Annotated in this window: 6 protein-coding genes and 1 pseudogene; all 7 read right to left on the bottom strand. The window is 70.5% G+C overall.

What is annotated here, in order from left to right; all coding sequences use genetic code 11:
• Positions 1–1886, bottom strand: a 1886-nt coding sequence (locus DSP71_RS06755) for a dipeptide/oligopeptide/nickel ABC transporter permease/ATP-binding protein (RefSeq protein ID WP_220151087.1), incomplete at its 3' end; no start/stop codon positions are given.
• Positions 1886–2884, bottom strand: a complete 999-nt coding sequence (locus DSP71_RS06760) for an ABC transporter permease (RefSeq protein WP_113680694.1) — start codon at positions 2882–2884, stop codon at positions 1886–1888. The genes DSP71_RS06760 and DSP71_RS06755, both read right to left, overlap by 1 nt.
• A gap of 20 nt (positions 2885–2904) precedes the next feature.
• Positions 2905–4497: an ABC transporter substrate-binding protein gene (locus tag DSP71_RS06765; RefSeq protein ID WP_113680695.1), complete on the bottom strand. Its 1593-nt coding sequence runs from the start codon at positions 4495–4497 to the stop codon at positions 2905–2907.
• Between the two features lie 64 nt (positions 4498–4561).
• Entirely contained in the window at positions 4562–5488 is a 927-nt protein-coding gene (locus DSP71_RS06770) for a serine hydrolase (protein ID WP_113680696.1), read from the bottom strand.
• A complete protein-coding gene (locus tag DSP71_RS06775) occupies positions 5485–6873 on the bottom strand; it encodes a serine hydrolase (RefSeq protein ID WP_113680697.1) in 1389 nt (462 codons plus the stop codon). The genes DSP71_RS06770 and DSP71_RS06775 overlap by 4 nt, the downstream gene beginning before the upstream one ends.
• A 142-nt stretch (positions 6874–7015) precedes the next feature.
• Entirely contained in the window at positions 7016–8362 is a 1347-nt protein-coding gene (locus DSP71_RS06780; RefSeq protein ID WP_113680698.1) for a serine hydrolase, read from the bottom strand.
• A pseudogene (locus DSP71_RS22030) lies at positions 8359–9097 on the bottom strand (amidohydrolase family protein); the annotation flags it as partial. The gene DSP71_RS06780 and the pseudogene DSP71_RS22030, both read right to left, overlap by 4 nt.

Raw genomic sequence — 9097 nt, forward strand, 5'->3', positions numbered from 1 at the left:
GCCTCGCCGTCGACCGGGTGCCAGCACGCGACCCGGTGTCCCGCTGCGTCGGCCACCAGTTCGGGGTCGCTCTCGCGGCAGAGATCGGTGGCGAGCGGGCACCGGGCGGCGAACGCGCATCCGACGGGGAAGGCCCCTGGCGCCGGCGGGCGGCCGGGGATCATCTTGAGCGGCTCGCTGCGGTCGGCGTCGAGCTCGGGTACGACCTCGAGCAGTGCCCGGGTGTACGGGTGCCTGGCGTCGGTGTGCAGGGTCGCCGCGGGCAGGTCTTCGACGATGCGGCCCGCGTACATGACGAGCACCCTGTCGCAGGTCTGCGCGACCACGGCGATGTCGTGGCTGATCAGCAGGATCGCGGCATCGGTGTCGCGCCGCACTCCCGCGAGCAGCTGGAGCACCTGTCGCTGCACCGTCACGTCGAGCGCCGTCGTCGGCTCGTCGGCGATGATCAGCCGCGGGTGGTTCATGAGACCCATCGCGATCATCGCGCGCTGCCTCATGCCGCCGGAGAACTCGTGCGGGTACTGGTGGGAGCGGCGGGCGGCCGCGGGCACCCGCACCGACTGCAGCCGCTCGATCGCCCGGTCCATGGCCTGCTTCCGCGTGATGTCCTGGTGCTCGGAGGCTGCCTCGGCGAGCTGCGATCCGATGCGCCTGGTCGGGTTGAACGACGTCATCGGGTCCTGGAAGACCATCGCGAGCGACGTGCCGAGCAGGCTTCGCACCGCCCGATCCGTGCTGGTCAGCAGCGGAGTGCCGCAGAAGTCCAGCTGCGCGGCGGCGACATGGCCGGGACGCTCGATGAGCCGGGCTGCGGCGAGGGCGGTCAGGCTCTTGCCCGATCCGGATTCGCCGACCACGCCGATCGCCTCGCCGCGCGACACGGTGAACGAGACGCCGCGCACCGGGGTGACCCACCCGGCAGGCGTGGGGAAGGAGACGCGCAGGTCGTCGACGAGGAGCACCACTTCTTCACCGTCGACCTGCGCGGGCTTGCTGGCATCGAGTCCGGTCGCTCCGGAGAGCGCGACGGTGGGAAGGCGATGGCGGCGCCGAGCCGACCGTCCGCCCAGGGCTGCAGCCGCCGTCTCTCCGAGGAGGTTGAAGGCGAGGCCGGCGATCACCACGGCCACGGCCGGTCCGAGCGCCGCCGCGGGGTTGAGGTAGATGCGGTTGAGGCCCTCGCCGAGCAGGCGGCCCCAGTCGTACTCCGGCACCTGCACGCCCAGACCGAGGAACGAGAGTCCGGCGAAGGCCAGCAGTGCCGAGCCGGCCGCGACGGTCGCGTTCACGATGAGCGGCTCGCCGATGTTGGGCAGGATGTGGCGGATGAGGACCCGCAGGCGCGAGACTCCGGCGACCCGGGCGGCGGAGATGAAGTCGCGACCGGCGATCGCCGCCGACAGGGTCTGGGTGAGACGGGCGAACTGCGGCGCCATCGCGAAGCCGATCGCGAGCACGGCACCGGTGGAGCCGACGCCGAAGATGACGGCGAAGAACAGGGCGAGGAGGAGGCCGGGGAAGGCCACGGCGATGTTGACGAAGCCGACGATCGGGCGTCCGACCCATCGGGGGAGCACCGACGGTGCCGTGCCGAGCAGCGTTCCGGCGACCACGCCGATGACCACCGCGACCACGGCGAGCACCACAGAGAGTCGGGTCGCGACCAGTACGCGGGCGAGCACGTCGCGGCCGAGGGCGTCGGTTCCCAGCAGATGCTCCGCGCTCGGTCCCTGCGTGATCGCGGTCGGGTCCACCTGCTCGGCCTGGGCGCCCCAGATCATCGGGGCGAAGATCGCGCCGAGCGTGACGAGCAGGATCAGACCGAGGGCGGTGATGCCGAGGGGCGAGCGGACGATGCCGGACCATGCCGTGCGTGCGGACATCATGCCTCCCTGATGGTGGAGCGAGGATCGAGGAGCGCGAGGATCACGTCGATCACGAGGTTCACGACCAGCACCCCCACGCCGTAGACGAGCACGATGCCCTGCACGACCGAGTAGTCCTTGGTGAGGATCGACTGCACGATCATGGTGCCGAGCCCCGGCCAGGCGAAGACGTTCTCGACCAGCACGGTGCCGGCGACCATCCCCGTCAGGAGCAGTCCGGTGAGGGTGAGGGTCGCGGTCATGGCGTTCGGGAGCGCATGGCGGGAGTAGATGCGGCGCGGCGCGAGGCGCTTGGCCCGCGCGGTGCGGATGAAGTCCTGGCCGAGCACGGAGAGCACCTCGACCCTGATGATGCGTGAGAACACCGCGATCGGGCCGACCGCGAGCGCCACGACCGGCAGCACGAGCGCGAACGGAGCGGTGTTCCCGGCGACGGGGAACCACCGGAGCGACACCGCGAACACGTACACGAGGCCGACAGCGAGGAGGAACTCGGGGATCGCGGCGAGGATGACCGAACCGGTCGCGAACGCCAGCTCCAGCCCGCGTCGGCGACCGCCGCGGGTGGCGACGGCCATGGTCACCCCGAGCGGGACCGAGACCAGCAGCACGAGCACGACCGCGAACAGGGCGAGCTGGAGAGTCGCGGGGAGCCGGGTGGCGATGATCTCGGAGACGGGCTGGCTGGTGATCATCGAGGAGCCCATGTCGCCGGTGAACAGCCCCCCGATGTAGCGGAAGTACTGCACGATGAGCGGCTGGTCGAGGCCGAGAGCCGCGCGCCGGGCCTCGACGAGCTCGGCCGGGGCGTTCAGCCCTAGCGCCGCGCGCACCGGGTCGCCCGGCACGAGGTGGATCATGAGGAAGGCAGCCGTGACCAGCACCCACACCGAGAGCAGGAACTGCCCTCCGCGCCGGACCAGGAAGGACAACCAGGGGTTGTCCGACCGGGCGGATCTGATCAGTATCGCCTGCGTGGCGGTGGTGCTGGCCATCGGCTGTCTCCGGTCTCCGATTACTCGTACATGCGGATCGACGTGGGGTCGATGCCGTCGCCCTCGGTGAACGTCGCCTTGGTCGCGAAGGTCGACCGGTCGATGTTCGCGTACGGCATGACACTGGTCGTCGCGTACAGGGCCTGCTCGGCGGTGCCCCAGTCGTCGCACCCTTCGCTGCCGGCCTTCGCGGATGCCGCGGTGACGGCCTCCGTGTACTCCGGATTGTCGATCGAGGCGAAGTTGGTGCCGTTCGGCGGCGTCGGGCCCGAGTAGAACGGCACGAGCATGCTCGGCAGCGAGACGGTGAGCGGCGCGGCCGAGATGTCCCAGTCGCCCGTGGAGAACAGGGTCTCGCTCAGCGTGGGCGAGTCCACGGCGGCGACCGTGATGTCGACGCCCAGCTCCTTCCAGGCGGCCTGGGCGAGCTCCGCTGCGGCGTTGCCGGCGTCGCCGAGCTGCGAAGAGTAGATCATGCGCAGGGTCAGCGTCTCGCCGTCCTTGGTGCGCACGCCGTCGCTGCCGGCCTTCCACCCCGCCCCGTCGAGCGCTGCGGCTGCGGCCTTCGCGTCGAACTCGGGCATGAAGCCCTTCAGCACGTCCGCACGGCAGGGGTTCGGCGACACGGTCACGAGCCCGGTGGGCACGCTGGCGGATCCGCTGCCGAGAACCTGGCGCATCTGGTCGAGGTCGAGTGCCTCGAGCAGCGCCTCGCGCACGGCCTGGTCAGCGGTGGGGCGTCCCTCCGCCTGGTTGAAGATGAACTGTCCTGCCGGGGTCGGGATCTCGGTGTGGAACAGCCCGGCGTCCTTGAGGCGCTTGTTGTCCGGACCGATCACGAGGGCGGCGTTGACCTCGCCGGAGAGCAGCAGGTTCGTGGCGGTCGTCTCGTTCGGGATGACGCGGAAGACCACGGAGTCGGGGAGCCCCTTCTGCTTCGGGTCCCAGTCGTCGGGGCCCCAGGCGAAGTCGTCGCGACGGGTCAGCGTGTACTGGCTGTTGGGGACGACTTCGGCCATGGTGAACATGCCGGTGGCCCCTTCGCCCTTGGAGAGCGCATCCGGGTCGTCGATCACCGATCCGCAGACGATCGAGATGCTGCCGATGTTCTCGATCAGGAACGAGTCCGGTCGTCCGCTGGTGACGGTCACCGTGCCGGCGGTGTCGTCGCCCACGGCACTGGTGCCCGGCTGCACCTGCAGCCCGACCAGGGGCGAGCCGTTGGCCGGGTCTCCGATGTGGGTGATGTTCGCGGCCACGTCGGTGGCCGTGAGCGGGGTGCCGTCCTCGCACGTGAGACCGTCACGGAGCGTGAAGGTCGCGGTCGTGGTGTCCGCCTCCCAGGAGTCGGCGAGGCCGGAGGCGATGCTGCCGTCCTCCAGCACCTCGACGAGCCGCGCGTACAGGAAGCGGTCGATCGAGCGCGCGACGGACATCACGGTGACGAAGGGGTCGAGGCTGCCGGGATCGGTGGAGATCACCGAGGTGAAGGTCTTGCCGTCGGCGAGCACGCCGTCCGTGGCATCCCCGCTGGGCGGGGCGCCTCCGGCGCAGGACGTCAGGGCGAGCGCCGCAGCGCCGAGCAGCGCGACCAGCGGGGTACGAGAACGCATCAGAAGCCTCCAGCAGTGTTCGGGATGGTGCAGGTGGGTGGTGCAGGGGGATACGGGTCGGGGATCAGCGCGCGCGCAGGTCTTCGACGGCGGCGAAGGCGGCGCGTCCGATCGAGGCGTCCACGAGCGGCTGTCGGTCGTTGAGCGATGCTGCTCGAGTGAACACGGCCACCGCGTACTGACGGCCGTCGGGGTAGGTGACCACACCGGCTTCGTTGCGCCAGGTCGGGAGTGTGCCGGTCTTCGCGGCGATGCGCACCTCGGCAGGGAACCCGGAGGTGAGTCGGTGCGGCCAGATCTGCAGTGCCATGATGTCGCGCGCCTGACGACAGGCCTCCGGTGCGGCGGCGGCGTCGGTCCACAGCGCGTTCAGCACGGCGGTCACCTCGCGCGGCGTGGAGTGCGACGTCCGCAGCGGCTGCACGGCGTCGAGGGCGAGGATCTGCTCCGCGTTCGCTCCGGTCAACAGGTCGTCCAGGTCGCTGTCGGCCGCGCCGCCGAGGTCGGCGACCACCGAGGCGAACAGGTCTTCGCAGCACCCCACGAGCTGGGTCTGCCGCAGCGCGAGGTCGGAGATGACGCGATCGATGGCCTCTGCGCCCAGGCGGTGGTAGATGACGTCGGTCGCCGCGTTGTCGCTCATGGTCATCATGTTCAGGGCCAGATCGCGCCAGCTCATCTCCACGTCGTCCGCGAAGCCGGCCGTGCCCACCCCTCCGATGCGGTAGCGCGCCGTCACGGTCGTGCGCGCCGCGGGGTCGAGCTCTCCCGCGGCGACCGCGCGGACGAAAGCGGTCAGCACCAGGATCTTGAAGACCGAGGCGAGCACCACCGGCTCATCGGCGCCAACGGTCACTTCAGGACCGCCCTCGACACCGATCTCCCTGGCATGGAGGAAGCCCGTGGCTCCTGCCTCTGCGAAGATCTCGGCGATCCGTCGTTCGACGCCCGTCGTGTCCGTTTCCGGTACGGCGGCCGCGATGCTGCTCATGCGTCCACCCGGCGGTCGGCTCGTCCGGTGTGCAGGTACAGAGCACGTCCGCTGCCGTCGTCGCCGACGAAGGCGTGCGGCATGCGCATCCCGTTCTGCGCTTCGCGGGGGAGCAGGGTGTCGCCGGCCCAGCCGATCAGCTCGACGGGCTCCGGCGCCGGCCCCAGTTCGGCGAAGATCCCCTTCATGGTGCGTTCCAGCCAGATGCGGCCATCGTCGTCGACCCGCACGGTGGAGTCGGAGACCGACGACGAGTACGTGCCGAGGATCCGCTCGAGGTCGATCGCGACCGGGGAGTCGGGGATCGACGGCAGCTCCGGGACCGTGACCCCGGCGAGGGCGGCAAGCACCTTCGACGTGATGGCATGGTACGCATCGACCGTGCGTCCGCCGTTCGTGAGCACCGCCACCGCGACTCCCGCGCCCGGCACCATGCGCAGGAATGCGTTCTGGCCGATCGTGCCGCCGTCGTGGCCGATCACGGGTCCGCCGTCCCAGTCGAAGATCTCCCAGCCCAGACCCCAGGCGTCGCCCATCAGGCCGAGTTCGGGCAGGTCGACCTGCCGTTCCTGCATGGCCAGCACGCTCTGCTCCGAGAGCACCCTGGTGCCGTCGGCGGCGACGCCGCCGTCCAGATGCATGCGGGCGTAGGTCACCAGGTCTCGCGCCGTCATGGCGAGCATCGATCCCGCGGGGGCGTTCGAGCGCACCAGGCTCCACACCGGCGCCGGCACGGGCTCGTCGCTGCCCTCCGCGGGGATGTGCCCGAGCGCCGCGCGGAACATGATCGCCTCCGCGGCCGTGGTGGCGACGTGAGTGAGCCCCAGGGGAGCGGCGAGGTGGGTACGCAGCGCCTGATCGTAGGACGTGCCGCGCAGCACTTCGACGATGCGGCCGAGCACCACGAACGCGGCGTTGTTGTACGAGAACCGCTCGCCGGGAGCGAAGAGCTGCGGGGCGTCGGCGATCGTCGCGAGGTACTTCTCCACCGCGTCGTCGCCCACCCCGGTGTCGTTGAACAGGTCGCCCTCGAACCCGCTCACGTGGCTCAGCAGCTGACGAGGGGTGATCGCGCTCGCCGCCGTGTCGTCGCCGATCGTGAACTCCGGTACCACCTCGCGCACCGGGGCGTCGAGGTCGAGCAGACCCTCGTCGACGAGCTGCATGATCAGCGTGGCCGTCCAGGTCTTCGTGATGGACCCGATCTGGAAGACCGAGTCCTCGTCGGCTTCGACGCCGGTGTTGCGATTGAGGATCCCGGCTGCGGTGGTGAAGATCTCGCCACCGGCCAGGATCGCGACGGATGCGGCAGGGATATGCGCGTCGGCCAGCATCGTGGGAAGGTTCTCCCGCACCCAGCTGCCGATTTCGTTCAGGTCGGACACGTGCGCTCCTCTTCGTCGAGTAGGCCGTCGTCTTCGGGCGACGGCGATGGGGCCGAGACTATTCGGGCGATCCGACGCCTCGTTGGTTCCCGGCGACGAGACTTGCGCAGACCTTGGTGCGGCCGGACGAACGTTCCCCGAGTCAGCGCCGCCGCACGGCGCGCAGGCCCACATGGAGCAGTTCGGGGCCGCCTTCCGTCTCGTCGAGGAGACGACCGACGGGCTGGGCGGCATCCGTGATCAGGGCGCCGTCGGCACGCACACGCAGTCGCAGGGGCGGCCGCGGAGGGATGCCGAGCGCGGCGATGTCCGCACGCAGCACCATCGCGAACTCGAGAGCATCACCCGCGCGGGTCACGTCGTAGTGCCACTGCCCGGCGTCGTAGATGCCCACCACGTCGTCGAGCCTGTCCGCGGGGCCGAGCTCGACCTTCTCCGGCGCCTTCTCGATGCCGCGAAGGTTGCGGAAGCACCAGTCGACGACGGCCGTCCCCAGCGCTTTCCCGCCACCGCTGTTGGTCAGGACCGTGACCGCGAGGTCTTCGTCGGGGGCGAGGACGAACTCGCTGAGCTGCGTGTCGGCGATGTTCCCTCCGTGCATCACGACCCGCGCCGAACCGTGATGGCCGAGCAGCCACGGCAGACCGATCGCATCGACGGGCGGGCCGGCCGCGAGGTGGGGCTGCTGCATCAGGAGTCGCGTGGCGTCGCTGACCGGCGTCGTTCCCGAGGTCTCGCCGCGCATCTGGAAGCGGGCGTATGCGAGCTGATCGCGTACGGACGACACGATCCCGCCCTCCGGTGCGATGTCACGGGTCAGCGGCCAGTGCGGGAACGTCGTCGTCGCTCCTGACCCATCGGGGACGTGACCCACCGCGTGCGGGCGGGCGATCACATCCCAGGGGAAGAAGAACGTTTCCGACATGCCCAGAGGATCGAACACGACGCGCTGCACGGCACGTTCGAACGTCTCGCCGGTGACCCGCTCGATCACACGGCCGAGCAACCGGATTCCCGCGTTGCTGTACGAAGCGATGGTGCCGGGAGGGAAGAGCTGCGGGAGCTCGGCGAAGGTCGCGACGTTGCGGGCGAGGGCGTCGTCGTCCCACCCGGGGCGCTCATCCGCATCGCCGAGGAAGCCGCCGGAGTGCGTGAGGAGATGCCGGATGCGCAGTTCAGCCAGCGCCTCCTCGTCGGCGAGCCGGAGGCCGGGGAGCACCTCGACCACGCGGGTGTCGAGGTCGATGGCCCCGGTCTCGACCAGATGCATCGCGACCGTCCCGGTGAAGGTCTTCGAGGTGGAGCCGATCTGGAACAGGGTGCGCTCCGTCACGGCTGCGCCCGTGTCGACCGCCGCGACACCGGTCATCGAGACGATCTCCCTGTCCCCGTCGATCACCCCGACGACCGCGCCAGGCACGTTTAGGGCAGCGGCCGTCTCATCGAGGAACCCCTGCAGGTCTGCGCTCGTCCCCTGTGCTGTGCTCATGATGCATCCCCCCGCACGGCGCGCCCCGGAAGCGCAGCGGTCACGAGCTCTCCTTCGTGCACGACGCGAGTGCCGTGCACGAACAGCTCCCGTACGCCCTGCGACGGTCGGGTCGGATCGGCGTAGGTCGCCCTGTCGCTCAGCGTCGTCGGGTCGATCACCACCACGTCCGCGTCCGCTCCGACCGTCAGGTGCCCCTTGCTCCGCATCCCGGACGAGACCTCGTCCAGGACGCGGGCGGGCAGGAAGGAGCAGCGGCGGAAGGCGTCGAGCCAGCTCCACGTGCCGCTCTCGAGCACCATGAGCCGGAGCGACTTGGCGAACGTGCCGGCGGTGCGCGGATGCGTGTGCCCACCGGGAGGGAGCGGCCAGTCGCGCTGCTCGTACAGCGTGCGGCCGTCGATCCCCGTCCAGGAGACCGGCATCGCGTCGCTCGCCACGATCGCGTCGGGGTAGGCGAGTGCGCGGTGCAGGTGCGCGCGGTCGAACGGATCGGCCTCGTCGAGGAACGTCACGATGCAGGTCGCTCCGGGGTCGGTCGCCCGCACCTCCCGCAGCCGGGCTTCGTCGGCGATGCGCTCGCCGGTGTCCACGAGCACCAGCGAGCTCGGGGTGATGCCCAGGCCCGGGAGCTTCTCGGGGGCGAGGAAGAACGCGCCGATCGCGGTGCTGCCCGCGCCGTAGGGGTAGGCCTCGACCGTGACGCGGGACCCGGCGGCGCGGCTGCGGTCGATC

The organism is Microbacterium sp. H6 (assembly GCF_003314775.1).
Lineage (GTDB): Bacteria > Actinomycetota > Actinomycetes > Actinomycetales > Microbacteriaceae > Microbacterium > Microbacterium oxydans.

Bases quoted from the DNA above. Each gene is read 5' to 3' on its own strand.
- DSP71_RS06760 (WP_113680694.1), bottom strand. From the start codon at position 2,884: ATGGCCAGCACCACCGCCACGCAGGCGATACTGATCAGATCCGCCCGG.
- DSP71_RS06765 (WP_113680695.1), bottom strand. From the start codon at position 4,497: ATGCGTTCTCGTACCCCGCTGGTCGCGCTGCTCGGCGCTGCGGCGCTC.
- DSP71_RS06770 (WP_113680696.1), bottom strand. From the start codon at position 5,488: ATGAGCAGCATCGCGGCCGCCGTACCGGAAACGGACACGACGGGCGTC.
- DSP71_RS06780 (WP_113680698.1), bottom strand. From the start codon at position 8,362: ATGAGCACAGCACAGGGGACGAGCGCAGACCTGCAGGGGTTCCTCGAT.